Genomic DNA, 18,161 nt, shown 5'->3' with positions numbered 1-18,161 from the left:
CCGACCCCGCGACCAGGAAGGATGCCGCTATGGCTACACCAGCTTTCGACGACGACCCCCACGAAGATTCCGACTACCGCGGCCTCGCGACGATCGTCGTGCGCGGCACCGAGATCGAGGCCGAGGTGGAGATGCGGGGCTACCGGGAGCCGATCGACGGCATCTTCCGGTGGATGGGCCGGATCGAGCCCAACGACGCGCTCACCGAGATCGTCGGCGATCTGCAGCGCATGCCGGCGGTCGTCAAGACGCCGCACGGCAGCCGGGACGCCTTCATCGGCGATGTCGACTTCTGGAATCGCTACCGGATCATCGGCAAGAGCACGCCACCGTTCCACGTCGCGACCGAACTCGACGAAGTGGAGTCCGAAGCCGGGGACTGAACCCGGGGCACCCCCCGAATGCTATTCGGCCCAGCGACGAAAGCCGCTGGGCCGAATACTTGACAGGCCGGTCGGGGTCTACAGGTTGATCATGTGCCCGCTCGCGCCGTGGAAGACCTCCTGCAGCGCTTCGCTCATCGTCGGGTGAGTGTGTACGTTGCGCGCTAGTTCCTTTGCGGTCAGGTCCCACTTCTGCGCGAGGGTGAGTTCCGGCAGGAACTCCGACACGTTGTCGCCGACGAGGTGCGCGCCGAGCAGCTCGTCATGCGTCGTGTCGGTGATCAGCTTGACGAAGCCGGCGGTCTCGGCGAGGCCTTGCGCCTTGCCGTTGGCGCTGAACGGGAAGGTGGTGACCTTGACCGCGTAGCCTTCGTCACGCGCCTGCGCCTCGGTCAGCCCGAAGGAGGCGACCTGCGGCTGGCAGAAGGTGGCGCGCGGCATCATCCGATAGTCGCCGAGCGTCATGGTCTCGGCCCCGGCGATGGTCTCGGCGGCGACGATGCCCTGGGCCTCGGCAACGTGGGCGAGCTGCAGCTTCGCCGTGACATCGCCGATCGCGTAGATCCCCGGCACATTCGTGCGCATGTTGTCGTCGATGGCGATCGCGCCGCGCTCGGTCAGCTCGACGCCGGTGTTCTCCAGGCCGAAACCGGTGACGCGGGGGGCGAATCCGACGGACATCAGCACGCGGTCGACGGTCAGCTCCCCCGGCTGGTCCTTGGCGTCGGCGTAGGTGACGGTGACCGACGACCCGTTGTCGGTGACGGTCTGCACCTTCGTCGAGGTCAGCAGCTTCACGCCGAGCTTCTTGTACTGCTTGGCGATCTCCTTGGACACGTCGGCGTCCTCGTTGGGCAGCACCCGGTCAAGGAACTCGATGATGGTGACGTCGACGCCGTAGTTGGCGAGCACGTAGCCGAACTCCATGCCGATCGCACCGGCACCGACGATGGCGATCGACTTCGGCAGGTCGCGGCTCATGATCTGCGTCTCGTAGGTGACCACGTTGCTCGACAGCTCGACGCCGGGCAACAGTTTCACCTCGGAGCCGGTGTCGATGATGACGTTGTCGAACGTGATCTCCCGGTCGCCGACGACGATGGTCTTCGCGTCGCGGAACACGCCGTAGCCGTCGATCTCGGTGATCTTGTTCTTCTTCATCAAGAAGTGAACGCCCTTGACGATTCCGTCGGACACCTTGCGGCTGCGGTCGAACGCCGACCCGAAGTCGAAGGTCACCTCGCCGCTCATTCCGAACGTCGAGGCCTGGTGGTTGAAGATGTGGGCCAATTCGGCGTTGCGCAGCAACGCTTTCGACGGGATGCACCCGACGTTGAGACAGACACCCCCCCACCACTTCTCCTCGATGACGGCGGTTGTGCGACCCAGCTGGGCGGACCGGATCGCGGCCACGTACCCACCGGGTCCTGCACCCAGGACAACGGTTTCAAAGTGTTCTGACACGGTTTTCAGCGTAGCGCCCGGGCAATCGGAACGCAGAGGGTCATCGGTACTGGCGAGTAGCAACTTCAATCGTTGATTGAAACATTGATTGAATCAGGGTTTACTGGAGAACGTGCCGCCGCAAACTGCCACCCGTGACCGCCTCCTGCAGTGCGCGGAGGAACTCTTCGCGACCGCCTCCTACGACACGGTCTCGGTGCGGGCGATCTGCGCGGCCGCCGACGCGAACGTCGCAGCCGTCCACTACCACTTCGGCACCAAAGAAGACCTCGTCGTCGCCCTCCTCGACGAGCGACTGGTCCCGCGATGGCGCAGGGCGCTCGACTCCCTCACTCCGACGACACCGGTGCCCCAGGTCGTCGATGCGTTGCTCGCACCCTTCACCGAGGCCCAGTCCGAAGAACTCGGCCGCACCCACCTGCACTTGCTCGCGCGCCTCATCGCCGACGCCCCGCGAACGCGGCGGCCAGGCGGCTGGACCTCGCTTCGGGACTGGAGCGCGACCCTGCCCGACCTCGACGAGAAGACCGCCCGCACGCGCTGGGCGCTGGCCTTCGACTTGATCCTGACCGTGTTCGGCCGCGCCGACCGCGCACCGCTGTCCCCCGATGCGCTCGGAGCACTTCGCTCCTTCGTCATCGCCGGATTGACCGCACCAGCCTGACCTGCACCACAGCCCACCGAAAGCAGATCGTCATGACGCCGCCCATCGCACCCGACCCGTTCGCTCCCGCCAGACTCGGGCCGCTGCGCACGCGCAACCGACTCATCAAATGCGCCACCTTCGAGGGGATGACGCCCGAGGCACTCGTCACCGACGACCTCGTCGCCTTCCACCGCGAGGTCGCCGCCGGCGGCGTCGGGATCAGCACCGTCGCCTACTGCTCGATCACACCGGGCGGGCGCACCGATCGCCACCAGATCTGGTTGCGTCCCGAAGCCGTCGACGGCCTGCGGCGGCTCGCCGGCGCCATCCACGACGAGGGTGCGCTGGCCGCGGCGCAGATCGGTCATGCGGGGCCGGTGGCCAACTCGGCGTCGAACCGGGCGCCCGCGCTGGCGGCCAGTCGCATTCCGGCGCCGATGGGGATGTCGCTGACCCACTCCCCCGATGCCGACGAGATCGCCGGGCTCGTCGGCACTTTCGCCGACGCAGCGCGGCTGGCCGTCGACTCCGGGTTCGACGCCCTCGAACTGCACTGCGGGCACAACTACCTGCTGTCGAGCTTCCTGTCCCCGCTGCTCAACCGGCGTCGCGACGAGTACGGCGGCAGCCTGGTCAACCGGGCCCGCTTCGCCCGCGAAGTCGCCGAAGCCGTGCGACGAGCGGTCGGCGACCGGGTAGCCGTGTGGGTGAAGCTCAACATGTACGACGGCACGCCCAGGCGCGGGCCGCTGCGCGGCTTCGACATTGACGAGGCGTGTGAAGTCGCGCGGCTCTTCGAGGCCGACGGGCACCTCGACGCCATCGAGCCGACGGCGGGCAGCTCCCTGCTCAACCCGATGTACCTGTTTCACGGCGCCGCACCGCGCAAGGAGTTCGCCGCCGCGTTCCATGGCGCGATGCGGTGGGGGCTGAAGGCGGCCGGGCCGGTCTTTCTCAAGCATTACCCGTACCGCGATGTCTATCTGCTTCCGCTGGCCCGCCAGTTGCGCGAGGCGGTGAGCATGCCGCTCATCCTGCTCGGCGGGGTCACCGACCGCGAATCCCTCACCACCGCCATGAGCGAGGGCTTCGAGTTCGTCGCGATGGGCCGCGCCCTGCTGCGCGAGCCCGACCTCCCCCGCCGGCTGGCCGCCGATCCGGCGGTGCGCTCGCGCTGCACGCATTGCAACCTGTGCATGCCCACCATCTACACGCACACCCGCTGCCCGATCCGCACCGGTGAAGTCGCCGGATAAATTCGTCGTCTCCGCCGGTCGTCGTGGTCATATTGACCACCGACCTTCGACACGGCGACAAAGTTTGTCAGTGCATGATGGACGGATGACCGACGTGGGCGATCCGAATCAGTGGCTGGAAGACATCGACGGCGAGGAGCAGCTCGCCTGGGTGCGCGAGCGCAACCAGAAGGCACTCGAAACCATTGCCGCCACACCGCGTTTCGAGAAGATTCGCTCGCAGACGCTGGAGATCCTCGACAACGACGACAAGATCCCCGGCGTCGTCCGGCGCGGCGAGTTCCTCTACAACTTCTGGCGCGACGCGAAGAACCCGCGCGGATTGTGGCGGCGCACCACGCTGGAGTCCTACCGCACCGACGACCCCGACTGGGACGTCCTGATCGACGTCGACCGCCTCGCCGCCGACGAGGACGAGAACTGGGTGTGGAGCGGTGCCCGCGTGCTGCGCCCGCGCGACGGATCGACGACCTGGCGACACACCCTCGTCTCCCTGTCGCGCGGAGGCGCGGATGCGACCGTGGTCCGCGAGTTCGACCTGGTGACCCGCACGTGGGTAACCCCCGAGGACGGCGGTTTTGCCTTGCCCGAGGCCAAATCGACGGTGGGCTGGCTCGATCCGGACACCATCTACGTCGGCACCGATTTCGATGCGGCACCCGACGGCGCGCCTTCGCTCACCGAATCCGGGTATCCCCGAATCACCAAGCGCTGGGTTCGCGGCACCGATCTGGCCGACGCCCCCGTCGTGTTCGCCGGCGAGGTCACCGACGTCTCGGCGGGCGCGTCATACGACAGCACGCCCGGCTTCGAGCGGCACTTCGCGTCGCGCGCCACCGACTTCTACAACTCGCTGATCTACGAGATCCGGCCGGCGGCGGGGACGGACGACGCCGAACTGGCGCTCATCGACGTCCCGACGGATGCGCACACCGGCCCCTACCGCGAATGGCTGTTCGTCGTCCCCCGCTCGCCGTGGGAGATCGGCGGCACGGTCCACGAACCGGGCAGTCTGCTCGTCTTCGACTACGAGGCGTACCTGGCCGGCGACCGCGACGCCACCGTCCTCTTCGCCCCGGATGCGACGACGAGCCTGGCCGACTACGACCTGACCCAGTCGCACCTGGTCCTCACCACGCTGCACGACGTCGCCACCCGTGTCTCACTGCTGACGCTGGGCGACTGGAAGCCGCAGACCCTCGACGGACTGCCCGAGCTGGCGACCATCTCGATCCTCGACACCGATCCCGAAGACGGCGACGAGATCTTCCTCTCCACGAGCACGTTCACGACGCCACCGACTCTGCTGCACGGCACCACCGTCGACGGCGTCGCACCGATCAAGCATTCGCCGGAGTTCTACGACTCGAGCGATGTCGTCGCCGAACAGTTCTTCACCTCCTCCGACGACGGGACGCGCATCCCGTACTTCGTGGTGCGCCGCCGCGATGTCGAATCCGGCCCGACGCTGCTCTACGGCTACGGCGGCTTCCAAAACGCGCTGGTACCCGGGTACGCGTCGACGCCGGGACGGAACTGGATCGCCGACGGCGGCATCTACGTCGTCGCCAACATCCGGGGCGGCGGCGAGTACGGCCCGACGTGGCACACCCAGACGCAGAAAGCCGGGCGGCACAAGGTGTACGAGGACTTCTCGTCGGTCGCCAAAGCGCTGGTGGCCGACGGCCTGACCACGGTCGAACAGCTCGGCGCGCAAGGCGGTTCGAACGGCGGGCTGCTGATGGGCGTGATGGCGACGCGCTACCCCGAGCTGTTCGGGGCACTGGTGTGCCAGGTCCCGCTGATCGATATGCGGCGCTATCACACGCTGCTCGCTGGGGCGTCGTGGGTGGCCGAGTACGGCAACCCCGACGACGAGGACGAGTGGGCGTTCATCGAACCCTTCTCGCCGTATCACAACGTCGCGGCCGACACCGTCTACCCGCCGATCCTGATCACCACCTCGACCCGCGACGACCGCGTCCACCCGGGCCACGCCCGCAAGTTCGCCGCGCGGCTGACCGAAGCCGGTCACGACGACGTCTGGTACTACGAGAACATCGAAGGCGGGCACGGCGGTGCGGCCGACAACAAGCAGGCCGCCTTCCTCGCCGCGCTGGCCTACGAGTTCCTCTGGCAGCAGTTGGGATCGAGCTAGGGCGCTCAGCCCAGGCGACTCGCCACGTATCGGCCGATCGCGACCATCCCGAGCGGTGTCGGATGCAGCGGCACGCCGAACTCCGACGGCACCGTGCCGTAGAAGTACTGGCGCCCGGGTGCGGCGCACATGTCGTGCCCCTCGCTCATCGGGCCGATGTCGACGAACTGCATTCCCCGCCGCTGCGCCTGCGCGGCCATCACCCGGTTGGCCTTGGCCACCACGCTGCGGAAGAAGTCGGCGTCGGCGGGACGGATCGGCTGGGCAGCGCAGCCGCCTTTGCGGATGTAGGTGCCGTAGCCGACGACGACGACCTTCGCGTTCGGGGCGTGACGGCGGATCGCGTCGAGCGTCCGGCCCCACTTGGCCCCGGCCGCGTTGATCCGGACGCCGAGGTCGTCCGGGCCGCCGCGGCGATACCGCTGGCTGCACGGCGCCGAGCCGGGGATGTCAGCGCACGAGAGGGCGATCGGGAACATCCCGACATCGTTCAGCCCGATCGTCAGCGTGACCAGTCTGGTCCGCGCCGAGAGCGCCGACGCCTGCACGGGGACCACCCCCGCCACGGTGCGCTGCGGCGTCGCGTAGACGTTCTCCGACCTCGCCGAGGAGCAGGTCGCGTCGCGCAGCCGTGCGCCGACGCGCTGGGCGATCACGGCCGGGTAGTTGCGTTCGGCCCGAAGGCAGCCAGGCGACGAACGGTCTTGGGGTTCGATCAGCGGCCCGGCGGCCGCCGAGTCGCCGAGGGCGACGTATTCGGCGCCGCGCAGCGGGGCGGCGTCCGCCGGAGCCGCCAGGAGCGCTCCCGCTGCGAGCATTCCGACACCCACCGCGGCCAGCCGCGTCCCGCGCACCAAAACACCACTCATCCCCGGCACTCCTCTTCCGTCCGCGTACTCCCTGATCCGGATGACCCTATCGCCGAGTGCCCGGCATCGAATGGTGATCGCAACCAAGAGAACGCGACGATGTTTGTGTGCGCACATAACGGCCGGGACCGACGGCGGCCCCAAGATGAACCCTTATGACGGGGATCACTTTTCGAGGACTGACGGCTGCCTGCGCTGCGGCCGTCGTCGTCACCGCCGCATCGATCGGCACCGCCGGCGCCGCCCCGAGGCAGCCGGCGCCGTCGGCAGCGGCATCCGCTCCGAGTGTGCACGCCGAGTTCGGCAAGCCGGGGCCGCTGAAGGTGGCGACGAACTACGCGTCTGGTCCCTGCGACCGATCGCTCATGGGCCTGATCATGGGGCTGCAGGCGCACGCCGAGGGCAACTACGAGACAGCGACCTGCTCGGATGCCTTTCCCTACGGACTGGGATCTCCGGTGGGCGTGCAGATTTTCGCGCCCGTCGGCAAGAAGGCGAAGGGACCGTACCCCGCGGTGATCTTCATGCCCGGTATCGCAGGCAACTCCGCCCAGTACACGGCACTGGCCCGCAACTGGGCCAGCCACGGCTTCATCGTCGCCATACCGTTCACCTTCTGGAACTCGTTGGTCGAGGTGCCGACGCTCGGCACCGCCGTCCTCGCGCACCTCAACGGCCAGCGCGGCGACCCGCTGTACCGGAAAGTGGACTTCTCGCGCGTCACCTACGCCGGGCACTCGGCCGGCGGCCAGGGCGCGCTGCAGGCCGCATCGGTATATCAGAGCGCCGGGCGGGCGGTGATCCCGAACTTCCGGGTCGTCGGGGTTTTCGCCATCCAGAACGGCCCGCTCGCCGTCGGGGCCACCGTTCACGTCCCCGCGCTCATCCTGGGCGGGCGCAAGGACGTCGTCGTGCCGCCCTGGGCCTGGCAGAAGGTCTACCAGTACAACGGGCTGCGAACTGCCCCGGCGTATTTCGCCGTCTCGAAGTCGGCGCACCACCTCGATGTCGCGCGGTCGGCGAGGACGAATCCGTTCATCGGCGTCACCACCGCGTGGCTGCTGCACGTGGCCTACCGGGATCGCCGGGCCGGTGAGTTCTTCGTCGGCAAGCGCTGGCTGTTGCCGCGCGACAAGGCCTTCGACGAGGTCCTTCGCAACCCGGCCGCTGCCCGGCTGAGGGCGCCGTCTTCCCCAAGGGTGCCCGGTGGAACCGGCTGATGTGGGACCGTTGAGCGGTACTTCGACCACTCACCCCAGCCAATCGATCCGGACCCATGACCGCACTGCACGAACCAGCCCGCGCGGGGCGCGCCCGTTCCCACCCCTCTCCGCCCATCCGCTTGGTTGATCACCTGGCTCAACGAACCGCGACGCTGGTCGCCGACGTTGTCGCCCAGATCTGCGCGGAGGTCGACTTCTACCGGTCGCTGCCCGCCGAGACGGTCAAGACCGACGTCACCCGGATCGTGCGGCGCAATCTGGAGATCATGCTGCGCGTCCTGCGCACCGGGCAGCCGCCGAGCACCGAGGAACTCGCCGATCTGATCGAGTCGGCCAGCAACCGGGCCGACGAGCAGGTGCCCATCGCCGATGTCCTCGACGCCTACCACGTGGGCGCCAAGCACTGGTGGGCGATCATCGCGGGGCTGCACGAGGACGGTGTCGAGTTCGCCGAAGGCAGCCTCGTGCGGCTCGGCGATCTGCACTACGAGTGGTTGCGCGCCGCCACCGCCGCCGTCATCACCGGCTATGACGCCGACAGCATCGGCAGCCAGCACTCGCCGCGTCCCGGGCACAGCGAACTGCTGGCCGCACTGATCGACGGCGGCGACTACCGCGACGTCGCCGAGCGTTTCCACCTGACCGTCGAGCCCCGGTATTGGGCGGTCGCGGTCGCGGTCGAACCCAACAGCGACGAGACCGACGCGTCGGTCTCGACCACGGTCGCGGCGGCCCGCAAGGTGCGGCGCCTGCAGCGACAGCTCGACGGGATCAGCCGGGGCGAGGCGCTGTACTCGCTCACCGCGAACGGCGGCATCGCCCTGCTGCCGCTGCGCCCGGCCCCGCACGGTACGACGGATGAGGACGCGATGCCCGACTTCGCCGAACTCGACGCACGTTTGCGGCAGCTCGGCGAACGGATGGCGGCCCGTACCACCTGCGCCGTCGACCTGGTGACCGCCGAGGAGGTCGCGTCCGTCGTGCCCCAGTTGCGCGACCTGCTCGCGATCGCGCAACGCAAATCTCCCCCTCGACCGGTCGTGCGATTCGACGACCTGGCCATCGAGTTCCAGCTCAGCCGCCCCACCCGCGCGAGCCGGCTCAGCGCCTCCCGGTTGGCCCCCATCGCCGACGACGAGGTGCTCTGGCAGACGCTGCAGTGCTATCTCGACAACGAGTGCAGCACGGCGACGACCGCCCGGATGCTGCACGTCCACCCGAACACCGTGCAGTACCGACTGCGCAAGGTGTCCGACCTGACCGGGCTCAACCTCAATCGTCCCGCCGACGTGCTGACCGCGCTCGGGGCCTTGCTGGCGGCGACGCCCCGACCCGAGTCGGCGGCTTCAGCCGCGGGCGAACGACCGGCCGATTAGCCCGACGAGGAGCAGCGCGGCACCCGCGCCGCCGACGACGAACGACCACTGGTGCAGGTTGTCGACCAGGCCGTCGATGGTCACCTCGGCCACCTGGCGCACCCCGGCCTCCGTCCCGGCGACCTCGTCCTTGGCCCGTACCGAGAAGAAGTAGCCGACTCCCCACGCGGCGGCGGCCGATAGCAGGCCGCCGACGCCCAGCCAGCCGAGCACCGTGCTGCGATTGTGTGCGAACAGCAGCGCGAGCAAGGCGGCAAGGGCGGCGACGACGAGGCTGCCGTAGGCGAGCCGGGAGACCTGGGCTCCCGGCCGTTCATAGCGTCCGGCCTCCAGGGCCTGGTCGCGCTGGCTCACCGGGACCCGGACCGGGCCGGTGATCGCCTCCGCGAGCCGGGGATTCACCTGGGCCGCGACGCGACGGACCATGCCGGTCACGTCGAGGTGCATGACCGCCGGGTCGACGCCGGGCGGGGCCGGCTCGAACAGCCAGCGATGCTGCTGGCCCGCGAGGTCGACGAAGTCCTGGGTGAAGGCATCGGACTGGGTGTACCGCTGGGCGAACGGCTTGACGACGGGAGCGCCGAATCCCGCGGTGCGCGAGGTGATCTGGGTGGTGATCACGTCGGCCATGAAGGCGCGGATCTCCGGCGACTCGCCCATCTTGGTCGCGGTCGCCTCGAACCCGGCCGGGTCGACGACCCGTTCCTTGACCCACACCGCGGGCAGCGCGACGACGATCGCCCCGATGGCGATGAGGCCGGCGAGAAAGGACAGGAAGCTGCGCACCCGGTCAGACTACTTGGCGACCGGCCGTCGAGCGCGGCAGCGAAGTGCCGCGCCGGGACTATGGTCCGGTCAGTTGGAGTATCCGACCGAACCGCTCCGGAGGCAGACGCGCCCGGAGTTCGATTCCCACGCGAAGGCGAATCCACCGGCGCACGCTGTTCCGCGCGGCGTCGAGATCGCGCTGCCGCCCCAGCCGCCGATGGCCACCGACGTGCCGTTGCGATCGGCCTGCGCCACCGAGAACGCTCCCGGTCCGGTCGTGTACGAGTGCGCCTTGCCGCCGCGCTGGGCGCCGGCCATCGCCGTCGACTTGCGCTCCAGGTTGCGCGCGTCGGATCGGCCACCGCTGTTGGCGACGGCCACCGCCGTCCCCTCGCCGCTGGTGTCCTCGGCCCGTGCCGTGCTGCCCTTGCCCGCGCGGGCGCCGCAGCCACTCTCGCCGCGGACTTTCTGCTGGTTGTGACCGTTGGCCGCCTGGCACAGCGTCCCCGGCGCGGCCTGAGCCTCACCGGTGGCGATCACCGTCAGCCACGCGCCTGCGGCCACCGCCACCGCGGCTGCTACTGCGCGGGCCCTCATGCTGCGGCTCGCTTGAGTACTTCCTTGGTCAACCCCTTCTTGGCGGTGTCGACCGCTGTCTTCTGGCCCTGCTTGACGATCAGGCCGGGCAGCTTCACCTTGAGATCGACCTCCAGGGTGAACTCCACGTGCGCACCCTTGTCCGTCTCGCTGATCGTGTAAACGCCGTGCTGCTTGGACAGCTGCGTGCCTTCCACGAGGTCCCAGGTGCACGTGTTGTCGGTCCACTGGTAGGAGAGGGTCTGCTCGTCGGTGATCGGGCCGACCGACACCTTCACCTTGACGAGTTTCGGCAGCCCGTCGTCGTACTCCTCGAGGATCTCGGCGGACTTGTGAGGCCCGGACCACTCGGGCAGGGACTCGACGTCCTGCAGGACTTCCATGACCACCGAGGGCGGTGCGGCGATATCGAATTGGGTACTCGCGGAGACAGCCATGCGGCCAACCTACCTTGCCCGGGCTCCGCGGGTCAGCTCTCCCGGTCGATGAGTTTGTACGGCCACGCCTCGTCGGGGATATCGCTGGTGGCGCACGGTTCGTCCACGGCAGTGAACCATCCGCGATAGTGCAGAATCTCCCCGATGACCGGGTTGCGGACGGTCGCGTCGCAGCGGAAGCGCTGCTGCTTCTCGTCCCACCCCTCCTGATATTTCATCTGCGCCTCGAAGGGGCCCTTCATGGCGATCTTGGGGCCGCGCAGCCAGCGCACCGGACCGCTTTCGAGCAGCAGAGAACCGTCGGGGCGAACCGATGCCTCGATCGGATAGAGCAGCTCCGGGCCGTCGCCGAAATAGTCGACGAGACGCTCGCGCCCGCTGACGAGCAACGAGTTCAAGTGCCGCTCGCCCGACGCGTACTCGAAAGTCCGTAGCACCGCGAGACATTCGCGCCCCAACTCGTCGCGATAGCAGTAGTTGCCCGCCCGGAACGGGACCATCCGGCTCGTCTTGGCCGGCATGGCGTTGCGCTTGCCGTAGAACCACACGACGGGCGGCGAGAGCGCCGATGTGATGAAAATCGATTCGAGCATCCCGGTCATGATCTGGGCGACGCCCGACATGGAGTCGATGCCGTAGCGCCACTGCATATTGGGGTGCAGCCGATCGAAGTCAGAGCCCAGTGCCGCGCGGTACACCGGCGTCATCGGCTGCACTCCCTTCGGCTGATCGACCAAAGGAAACATACTACTAGTCGCTCGGCCGCCGGGAACGAATCGCAGGTCGCGCGGTCAACCGGGAGCCGTCACTCCGCCGCGGCGTCGCACAGCCCGCCGAGTTCCTCGACGACGCTGTCCAGCGGGTCGCAGGTTCGCAGCGCCTGGCACAGCCCGACGGCTCCCTCGACGGCCGAGAGGACCAAGGTCGCCAGTGACGCGGCACGCTCCGGGTCGACCCCGTCGGCGGTGAGCTTGTCAGCGATCCCCCGCTGCCAGTCGTCGAGGATCGCCCCCGATTCGGCGGCCACCTCCGGGTCGGTGGTGTGGGCGAGACCGCCGGCGAGGACCGGGCAGCCGAACTCGTAGTCGGTCTGGACCAGCAGCGTGCGCCAGAAGTCGCCGATTTCGCGGATCCGATCGGACGGACGATCGCCTCCACGGGCGCCGACGATCCGTCGCGTCATCACGCTGCCTGCGTGGCGCACCCCCTCCGTCATCAGCTCGGTCCGTCCGCCGGGGAAATGGTGATAGATCGAGCCCCGCGGCGCGCGGCTGGCTGCGAGAACCTTCCCGATCGAGGCCGCCGCTACCCCGTCGCGCCCGATGAGATCGGCCGCCGCGGCGATCATCCGATCGCGCGCCCCTCTCTCCGGAGCCGCCTTGTTCATCCTTCACTCCTTTGAACAGCAATCTTATGTATGTCATCATACATACTTATGACGACAGAACAGCAGAATAGCGCTTCCATCAATCCGTTGGATCTCTCCGGCCTCGAATTGCTGCGGCTTTGGCAGCAGACCGTGGCCGGCCCCGATTCCCAACAGGTCCCCAGCATCGGGCGACTGCTCGGCATGAGGCCGGTGAGCATCGACGAGGGCAAGGTCAGCTTCGCGCTGACGCCGCAGCCCGACTTCGCCAATCCGCTCGGCTCGGTCCACGGCGGCGTCTGCGCGACCCTCCTGGACTCGGTCATGGGCTGCGCGGTGCACACCACCCTGCCGGCCGGGGTCGGCTACACGACGCTCGAACTGAAGGTGAACTACATCCGCACGGTCGCCGTCGACGCCGACGAGCTGACCGGCGTCGGCGAGACGATCCACGTCGGGAGGCGCACCGCGACCGCGGAAGGCCGGGTGCTCAGCGCCGACGGGAAGCTCGTCGCACACGGCACGACGACCTGCATCATCCTCGGTTGAGAACAAGAATCGGGGCCGGTCACCCTGCTGGGTGACCGGCCCCGACTTGTGCTCGTCGACGAGCGGTGGGCTTAGAAGCCCATGCCGCCCATCTCGTCGCCGCCCGGCATCGCCGGGGCCGGGTTCTTCTCCGGCTTGTCGGCGACAACGGCCTCGGTGGTGAGGAACAGCGCCGCGATCGACGCAGCGTTCTGCAGCGCCGAGCGGGTGACCTTCACCGGGTCGTTGATCCCCGCCTTGAGCAGGTCCTCGTACTCGCCGGTGGCGGCGTTGAGGCCGGTGCCCTTCTTGGAGTTGCGGATCTTGTCGGCGACCACGCCGGGCTCGAGGCCGGCGTTGATCGCGATCTGCTTGGCCGGAGCCTCCAGCGAGACGCGGACGATGTTGGCGCCGGTGGCCTCGTCCCCGTCGAGCTTGAGACCGTCGATGGCCTCCTCGGACTGCAGCAGGGCGACGCCACCGCCGGCAACGATGCCCTCTTCGACGGCAGCCTTCGCGTTGCGGACGGCGTCCTCGATGCGGTGCTTGCGCTCCTTGAGCTCGACCTCGGTGGCCGCGCCCGCCTTGATGACCGCGACACCGCCGGCCAGCTTGGCCAGACGCTCCTGCAGCTTCTCCCGGTCGTAGTCGGAGTCGCTGTTCTCGATCTCCTGGCGGATCTGCGCCACGCGACCGGCGATCTGGTCGGCGTCGCCCGCACCGTCGACGATGGTGGTCTCGTCCTTGGTGACGACGACCTTGCGCGCGGTGCCCAGCAGCTCGATGCCCGCGGTCTCCAGCGAGAGGCCGACCTCTTCGCTGATGACCTCGCCACCGGTGAGGATGGCGATGTCGGCGAGCATGGCCTTGCGGCGGTCACCGAAGCCCGGAGCCTTGACGGCGACGGACTTGAAGGTGCCGCGGATCTTGTTGACCACCAGGGTCGAGAGAGCTTCGCCCTCGACGTCTTCGGCGATGATCAGCAGCGGCTTGCCGGCCTGGATGACCTTCTCCAGCAGCGGGAGCAGGTCCTTGACGGTCGAGATCTTGCCCGAGACGAGCAGGATGTACGGGTCCTCGAGGACGGCTTCCTGACGGTCGGCGTCGGTGACGAAGTAGCCCGAGATGTAGCCCTTGTCGAAGCGCATGCCCTCGGTCAGCTCCAGCTGAAGGCCGAAGGTCTGCGCCTCCTCGACGGTGATGACGCCTTCCTTGCCGACCTTGTCCATGGCCTCGGCGATGAGCTCGCCGATGGCGGGGTCGCCCGCCGAGATGCCCGCGGTAGCAGCGATCTGCTCCTTGGTCTCGACCTCTTTGGCGGTCTTCAGCAGCGACTCGGTGACCGCCTCGACGGCCTTCTCGATGCCGCGCTTGAGGCCGAGCGGGTTGGCGCCGGCCGCAACGTTGCGGAGACCTTCGTGGACCAGCGCCTGGGCCAGGACGGTCGCGGTGGTGGTGCCGTCGCCGGCGACGTCGTCAGTCTTCTTGGCGACTTCCTTGACCAGCTCGGCGCCGATCTTCTCGTACGGCTCTTCGAGCTCGATCTCCTTGGCGATCGAGACGCCGTCGTTGGTAATCGTGGGGGCGCCCCACTTCTTCTCCAGGACGACGTTGCGGCCCTTGGGGCCCAACGTCACCTTCACTGCGTCGGCGAGGCTGTTGAGGCCCCGCTCAAGGCCGCGGCGGGCCTCTTCGTCGTACGCGATCTGCTTGGCCATTGGTAAGTGATCCTCCGATAGGGGGTGACACTAGGTTTCGATGGCCGGACTCGGTGCCCGCGACGGACGACCGGCGTGTCAACGACCGATCTCACCGTCCCGACCTAGCACTCAAGGTAGGAGAGTGCCAACACCGTTTTAGCACTCTCCCCATGAGAGTGCAAGATCGCCTGGACGGCCCCGACACGTGCCCCAACGGGCCGTCGCGACTATTTCTTGTCCCGGTCCAGCCCGAGCTGGTCGACGATGACGAAGAAGGTGTCGGTCTGGTCGGTCACGCCGACGACGTTGGCAGCTCCCGGCCCATACGCGGCGATGCGCACCTGCACTCCGGAGTGCTGCTGCCCGTCGCTTTCGAGGGACGTCGCGTAGTTGACCGTCATCGGCACGCCGTCGGCCGTCATCAGCGTCCGGGTCAGGCCGGGCGTATCGGAGCCGCTCTCGATGATCTGCGTGGAATGCGCGTGGTCGCCGGTGACGATCACCAGCGTGTCCTTGTGCTTCTTGGCGTAGTCGAGCGCGACGCTCGTCGCGTCGGAGAGCTGGACCGTCTCGCCGATCTGGCCGCACGGGTCGGCCTCGTGGGCGGCCTTGTCGATCGACGCCGACTCGACCTGGAGGAAGAAGCCCTTGCCGTCACGGCCTCGTCCGGAGAGAAGGTCGATCGCCTTGCGGGTCATGTCGCCGAGCCGGGGTGTCTGCGTCGTGAAATCCGGGTTGGGAGTGCATCGCACCGCGGGCGACGTCCCACCGTCGCGCGTGCCGGCGGTCTTGCTCCAGAGCCGGGGCATCGTTCCGTCGGCGAACAGGCCGAGCAGCGGCGCCTGTTGATCGGCCTTCTCGACGGCGCGCAGTTCCTCGGCCGTCCGCACGACGCGGTACCCGCGTTCCTTCGCTTGCACCTCCAGCGTCTTGTCGCGGTACTCGCCGGCGGTGGCCGTCTCGCCGAAGACCTTGCCGCCGCCGCCCAGCGTGACGTCGGGGCGCGCAGCCAGCAGTTGCTCGGTGATGGAACCGGATCCACCGTTCTCCAGGGCGTTCGCCGGGCACCGCTTGGCCGTCTCGGCCGGGCCGTCGCATTTGCGGTCGACGACGTGGGCCACCTGCACGGCCGGGGTCGCATCCTGCAGTGCCGCGGTGGTGACGTTGCCCGTGGCGAGTCCGTTCGCCTTGGCGATCTCGATGATGGCGCGTTGCGGGCGGCCTTCGAGATCGACGGAGATCCCGCCGTTGTAGGTCTTCGTCCCCGTCGCGAAGGCTGTCCCCGCCGCGGCCGAGTCGGTCGTGTAATTCGGCTTGCCGGTGTCCTTGTCCAGCGAATACGTGGTGTACGCACCATTGAGCGGAAGTTCGTCGATGCCCGGGATCTTGCCCGCGGCACCCCACTGGTAGTTGCGCGCCAGCGTGTACTCCTGGTCCGACGCGCCGTCCCCGATGATGAGGATGACGTTCTTGGCTCCCGAGCGCTGAATGGAATCGGCGATCGCCCTGGACTGGTCATCGGTCAGCCGACGGGCACCGCCGTTTTCGGCGATGTTTCCCCGCGCGTCACGGTCGATGACGACTCTGGCCGCGCTGTCCCCATCAGCGCCCGGTGCGGAGTTCGAGCCGCATCCGGCGGCGGCCAGAAGAAGCACCGCGGTCGACGCGAGAATGGCTTGTCGTCTCGTATCCATGCCGCAATGGCAGCACGCGCTGGTGAACAGTGGACGAACGACAGCGATCGAGTACCGCGGAGCCGGATGACCGAGTCCCCTTTGGGTGATCGAGTGCCCGTTGGGTGATCGAGTGCCGCCGAGCTTGCGAGGCGGTGTATCGAGATCATCCGCCGGTCGACATGGCCACGGCAAGCATCGTTTATGCAGTTCACGGGTGGTTTCACGAGTTTGTCAGACCCCGACCGTAGAGTGAACACCACGGTAAGAAAACACGAACATTTCTTCGAACCAAGATGCACAACACGTTGACAAGGGGGAATGGTGATGCGAGTCGACGACCTCACCACACTGGTAACCGAACTCAGCGACGACCTGACACCAGCCGCGACCGACACCGGGCACGGCATCGGCGCGTTGCTCGCCGATGCGGAACCCATCGCCGACGATCAGATGCTGCTCACGGTCATGGCTGCCGCGTTCCGGCTCGGCACGATCTGCGACTACCTGCTGGCCGCAGCCACATCGCGGGCCCAAGCGATCGGACTCCCGAAACGCAAACAATTACGCGACGGCCGTGATGTGCTGCGGCAGCTGCCGCTGGCCCCGTCAGCAGTAGCGAGGTTGGGCCGGCTGGCCGACAACCTGCCCGCGCTGCCGCACCTGGCCCGCGAAATCCGCGACGGTGACCTGTCCCTCGAGCATGCCGATGCGGTCATCCGCGGCCTCACCCATGTCGCTTCCCGGATGGACGCCGACGGCTACACGACAGTGAAAGATGCGGTTGCGACGCGGTTGTTGGCTCATGCCCGTGGAGAGACACCAACACAAGTCATGGCACAAGCCCATGAGTTGGCCCACCAACTGGCTCCCGCCCATCCACCGGCCATCCCGCCCGCGGAAAACCCCATGCTCAACGAAGCAGAGATCACCCGAACCGACGAAGGCCGGGTACGCCTGGCCGCCGACCTCGACCAGCTCTCCGGAGAGAAACTCCTCACCGCCCTGGACACCCTGACCAAACCAGTACCGGCCCCCGACGGTGGCCGCGACCCCCGCACCCATCCCCAACGCCTCGCCGACGGACTAATCGACATCCTCGACACCTACCTCGCCCACCCCGACCGCCCCACCACCGGTGGCATCGTCCCCCACATCACCCTCACCGTGCCCCTACCAATCCTGACCGGCCACGACGATCGAGCAGCCGACCGGTGCAACGACTCGGTCGCAGCGACACCTATCGGCGACCACATCCCCCGGCTGGGGTTCACCGGCGCCATCAGCACGGCGACCGCCTCCGAACTGTGCTGCGGCAACCCCGAACTCACCGCGATCCTCACCGCCGACTCGGTACCGCTGGATTTGAAACGCACCCAACGCCTCGCCACCCCAGCACTACGCACCGCCCTCATCGCCCGAGACCACGGCTGCCAATTCCCCGGCTGCGGCAAACCCGCCTCCTGGACCGACGCCCACCACATCAAAGAATGGCGCGATGGCGGCCAAACCACCCTCGACAACCTCGTCCTCCTCTGCCGCTACCACCACCACACCGCCATCCACACCCACGGCTGGCACGTAATGATCGGCTCCGACCGACACCCCTGGTTCCAACCACCACAAGGAGGCGACTGGATCCGCTGCCACCAACGACGCACCCTCACCCACACCACACACGCCGCCACCTAACCCGACACCACCGATCGAGCCATGG

Annotated in this window: 17 protein-coding genes; 8 read left to right on the top strand and 9 right to left on the bottom strand. The window is 68.0% G+C overall.

The features are described from left to right. Positions 1–29 precede the first annotated feature (29 nt). Positions 30–383: a DUF4873 domain-containing protein gene (locus tag GOARA_RS00455; protein WP_007320302.1), complete on the top strand. Its 354-nt coding sequence runs from the start codon at positions 30–32 to the stop codon at positions 381–383. A gap of 78 nt (positions 384–461) precedes the next feature. On the opposite strand, the gene lpdA is transcribed toward GOARA_RS00455, so the two are convergent. Then, positions 462–1,847, bottom strand: a complete 1,386-nt coding sequence (gene lpdA, locus GOARA_RS00450) for a dihydrolipoyl dehydrogenase (protein WP_040521294.1) — start codon at positions 1,845–1,847, stop codon at positions 462–464. 112 nt (positions 1,848–1,959) lie between these two features. On the opposite strand from lpdA, the gene GOARA_RS00445 reads away from it, so the two are divergent. The 3 genes from GOARA_RS00445 to GOARA_RS00435 are packed head-to-tail and all read left to right on the top strand — an operon-like array spanning position 1,960 to position 5,907. After that, entirely contained in the window at positions 1,960–2,511 is a 552-nt protein-coding gene (locus tag GOARA_RS00445) for a TetR/AcrR family transcriptional regulator (protein ID WP_138947464.1), read from the top strand. Positions 2,512–2,543: 32 nt separating this feature from the next. Next, positions 2,544–3,749 (top strand): NADH:flavin oxidoreductase, encoded by a 1,206-nt coding sequence (locus tag GOARA_RS00440; protein WP_007320299.1) that lies wholly within the window; start codon positions 2,544–2,546, stop codon positions 3,747–3,749. A 31-nt stretch (positions 3,750–3,780) separates the two neighbouring features. Further along, positions 3,781–5,907, top strand: coding sequence for a prolyl oligopeptidase family serine peptidase (locus tag GOARA_RS00435; protein ID WP_280985219.1), 2,127 nt, complete (start codon positions 3,781–3,783; stop codon positions 5,905–5,907). 5 nt (positions 5,908–5,912) lie between these two features. Here the strand turns inward: GOARA_RS00435 and GOARA_RS00430 are convergent, their stop codons facing one another. Further along, positions 5,913–6,776: an SGNH/GDSL hydrolase family protein gene (locus GOARA_RS00430; protein WP_007320297.1), complete on the bottom strand. Its 864-nt coding sequence runs from the start codon at positions 6,774–6,776 to the stop codon at positions 5,913–5,915. Positions 6,777–6,931: 155 nt separating this feature from the next. Between GOARA_RS00430 and GOARA_RS00425 the strand changes: the two genes are divergently transcribed. Both GOARA_RS00425 and GOARA_RS20700 read left to right on the top strand, forming a co-directional pair. Beyond that, positions 6,932–7,996: a poly(ethylene terephthalate) hydrolase family protein gene (locus GOARA_RS00425; RefSeq protein ID WP_007320296.1), complete on the top strand. Its 1,065-nt coding sequence runs from the start codon at positions 6,932–6,934 to the stop codon at positions 7,994–7,996. A 56-nt stretch (positions 7,997–8,052) separates the two neighbouring features. Beyond that, entirely contained in the window at positions 8,053–9,375 is a 1,323-nt protein-coding gene (locus GOARA_RS20700; RefSeq protein ID WP_007320295.1) for a PucR family transcriptional regulator, read from the top strand. Here GOARA_RS20700 and GOARA_RS00415 read toward each other — a convergent pair. From GOARA_RS00415 to GOARA_RS00395, 5 genes are all read right to left on the bottom strand, one after another. Beyond that, a complete protein-coding gene (locus GOARA_RS00415; protein ID WP_007320294.1) occupies positions 9,346–10,161 on the bottom strand; it encodes a hypothetical protein in 816 nt (271 codons plus the stop codon). The two genes, GOARA_RS20700 and GOARA_RS00415, sit on opposite strands and share 30 nt — an antisense overlap. 69 nt (positions 10,162–10,230) lie before the next feature. Next, positions 10,231–10,740, bottom strand: a complete 510-nt coding sequence (locus GOARA_RS00410) for a DUF6764 family protein (protein ID WP_040521290.1) — start codon at positions 10,738–10,740, stop codon at positions 10,231–10,233. Then, positions 10,737–11,177 (bottom strand): SRPBCC family protein, encoded by a 441-nt coding sequence (locus GOARA_RS00405; protein ID WP_007320292.1) that lies wholly within the window; start codon positions 11,175–11,177, stop codon positions 10,737–10,739. Before GOARA_RS00405 ends, GOARA_RS00410 begins: the two co-directional genes overlap by 4 nt. 32 nt (positions 11,178–11,209) lie before the next feature. Continuing rightward, entirely contained in the window at positions 11,210–11,884 is a 675-nt protein-coding gene (locus GOARA_RS00400; RefSeq protein ID WP_007320291.1) for a DUF4166 domain-containing protein, read from the bottom strand. A 98-nt stretch (positions 11,885–11,982) separates the two neighbouring features. Continuing rightward, positions 11,983–12,564: a TetR/AcrR family transcriptional regulator gene (locus GOARA_RS00395; RefSeq protein WP_007320290.1), complete on the bottom strand. Its 582-nt coding sequence runs from the start codon at positions 12,562–12,564 to the stop codon at positions 11,983–11,985. Between the two features lie 30 nt (positions 12,565–12,594). Here GOARA_RS00395 and GOARA_RS00390 point away from each other — a divergent pair, with 30 nt between their 5' ends. Further along, positions 12,595–13,092, top strand: coding sequence for a PaaI family thioesterase (locus GOARA_RS00390; RefSeq protein WP_138947463.1), 498 nt, complete (start codon positions 12,595–12,597; stop codon positions 13,090–13,092). A gap of 71 nt (positions 13,093–13,163) precedes the next feature. Here the strand turns inward: GOARA_RS00390 and groL are convergent, their stop codons facing one another. Both groL and phoA read right to left on the bottom strand, forming a co-directional pair. After that, complete coding sequence (gene groL, locus GOARA_RS00385) at positions 13,164–14,789, bottom strand: chaperonin GroEL (protein ID WP_007320288.1); 1,626 nt, start codon at positions 14,787–14,789, stop codon at positions 13,164–13,166. Between the two features lie 209 nt (positions 14,790–14,998). Next, positions 14,999–16,465 (bottom strand): alkaline phosphatase, encoded by a 1,467-nt coding sequence (gene phoA, locus GOARA_RS00380; protein WP_007320287.1) that lies wholly within the window; start codon positions 16,463–16,465, stop codon positions 14,999–15,001. Positions 16,466–16,771: 306 nt separating this feature from the next. Here phoA and GOARA_RS00375 point away from each other — a divergent pair, with 306 nt between their 5' ends. Continuing rightward, positions 16,772–18,136: an HNH endonuclease signature motif containing protein gene (locus tag GOARA_RS00375; protein ID WP_040521298.1), complete on the top strand. Its 1,365-nt coding sequence runs from the start codon at positions 16,772–16,774 to the stop codon at positions 18,134–18,136. Positions 18,137–18,161: the final 25 nt, after the last annotated feature.

This window comes from Gordonia araii NBRC 100433 (assembly GCF_000241265.1).
GTDB lineage: Bacteria > Actinomycetota > Actinomycetes > Mycobacteriales > Mycobacteriaceae > Gordonia > Gordonia araii.
The sequence above is the reverse complement of the archived record's forward strand: the minus strand, read 5'-3'. Positions and strand labels throughout refer to the sequence as shown.